This window comes from Flavobacterium sp. GT3R68 (assembly GCF_007109225.1).
Classification (GTDB): Bacteria; Bacteroidota; Bacteroidia; order Flavobacteriales; family Flavobacteriaceae; genus Flavobacterium.
On the sequence record NZ_VJZK01000018.1, the window covers coordinates 1 to 2,328 of the forward strand.

General features: G+C 42.8%; 1 pseudogene. It reads left to right on the forward strand.

The annotated features are described in order from the left end of the window. Window positions 1–2,328, forward strand: a pseudogene (locus FNW07_RS13845) (hypothetical protein); the annotation flags it as partial.

Genomic DNA, 2,328 nt, shown 5'->3' on the forward strand with positions numbered 1-2,328 from the left:
TATTACTTATGCGACAACTGGCGCAACGGGTGCTACCTTCTCGGGACTTCCAGCGGGAGTTACGGGAACTTGGGCAGGGAATGTGGTGACTATCTCGGGATCTCCAAGTGTTACAGTTGGTTCCCCTTATGCTTATAATATTCTCTTAACAGGAGGTTGTGGGGCAGTATCAGCTAATGGTAGTATTATCATAAATGCACAACCCAATGCGGGAGGTGATGGTAGTATTGTCATCTGTGATTCGAGTGTAGCTACAATTGATTTGTACAGTTTGATTACAGGTGAAGATGCAGGTGGGTTTTGGATACGAACTTCAGGATCAGGCGGAACGTTTAATTCTGGAACAGGTACGTTTACCCCAACATCAGGGTCAACATCTAGTAATTTTACCTATACAGCAATAGGAATAGCACCGTGTCCAAATGATACAAGTGTAGCGCGTATTACAATTAACGCAAAACCCTATGCAGGAGAAGATGTTGATTTAGTTGTTTGCCCTCAAACAGCATCTGCAATAAATATTGGCAACTTGCTTACAGGTGAAGATGCGGGAGGGGATTGGCTACAAACTTCAGGGCCAGTTGGAAATTTCAATCCAATGTCCGCAATCTTTACTCCTCCATCAGGATCCGCAGCTTCTGTTTCTACTTTTACTTATACTGTAACAGGAATTGCTCCTTGTCCAGATGATATAAGTGTAGTTACTATTAGAGTAAATAATCAACCTGATGCGGGAACGAATGGAACTATTACTATTTGTGATTCAAGTTTACTGCCAGTAGATTTATATAGCTTAATTACAGGGGAAGATACAGGTGGAACTTGGTCCCAAACTTCAGGGTCAGGCGGAACATTTAATGCGGGTGCGGGAACCTATACTCCAGCAGTAGGAGCAACCACAAGTATTTTTGCTTATACGATAGTGGGAACTGGATCATGTTTGGACGTTACCAGTGTAGCTAGGATTAATATCAACCCACAACCTTATGCAGGTGTAGATGGATTGCCATTAGTAATATGTGATTCAAATATGGCATCGATAGATTTATATAGTTTGATTACAGGTGAACAATCAGGAGGAAATTGGATCAGATTATCAGGAACAGGAGGTGTGTTTAATGCAGGCGCAGGAACATTTGTACCAGCAGCAGGAGCAACCAATAGTACGTTCCGATATACGTTAGTAGGAACCGCACCATGCATGAATTCAACGAGTATGGCTACGATTAATATCAATGCTCAACCTTATGCAGGAGTTGATGGATCGCCATTAGTAATTTGTGATACAAATTCAGCAGTAATCAATTTATTTAGTTTGATTTCAGGCGAACAATCTGGTGGGAATTGGATTAGATTAACAGGGACAGGTGGTGTGTTTAATGCAGGCGCAGGAACATTTGTACCGGCGGCAGGCGCAACCAATAGTACGTTTGAATACAAGTTAGTAGGTACAGCCCCATGTGGAGATTCTACGAGTATGGCTACGATTAATATCAATGCACAACCCAACGCAGGAGTTGATGGATTGCCATTAGTAATATGTGATTCAAGTGTGGTATCGATAGATTTGTATAGTTTGATTACAGGCGAACAATCTGGAGGAAATTGGATCAGATTATCAGGAACAGGAGGTGTGTTTAATGCAGGCGCAGGAACATTTGTACCAGCATCAGGGGCAACCAATAGTACGTTCCGATATACGTTAGGAGGAACCGCACCATGTATGAATTCAACAAGTATGGCTACGATTAATATCAATGCTCAACCTTATGCGGGAGTTGATGGATCTCCGTTAGTAATATGTGATACAAATGTGGCACCGATAGATTTGTATAGTTTGATTACAGGCGAACAAGCTGGAGGAAATTGGATAAGATTCTCAGGAACAGGGGGAGTCTTTAATGCCGCAGCAGGAACATATACACCCGCAATTGGAGCGACATCAAGCGAGTTTATTTATACTCTTACAGCTGCCACTCCTTGTGTTGATGACAGCAGTTCGGCTAGGGTTAATATAAATAATAGTGTGACTCCAACCTTTACGCAGGTTGCCCCAATTTGTGCCGGTGGTGTTTTAGCGCCATTGCCTACAACATCCAATAACGGTATTGCTGGAGGATGGTCGCCGCCTATAAATAATATGGCCACTACCATGTATACATTTACCCCTAATATCGGTACATGTTCGGGTACAGCAACGATGACTATAACGGTTAATCCTTTGCCTGTGGCAACCGCTGGAGCCGAATTAGAAGTTTGTGATCCGAACAGCGATGGTTTCTCTGTATTCGATCTGGAGAGTGCGAGCAATCAAATTGCAGGAGGTTC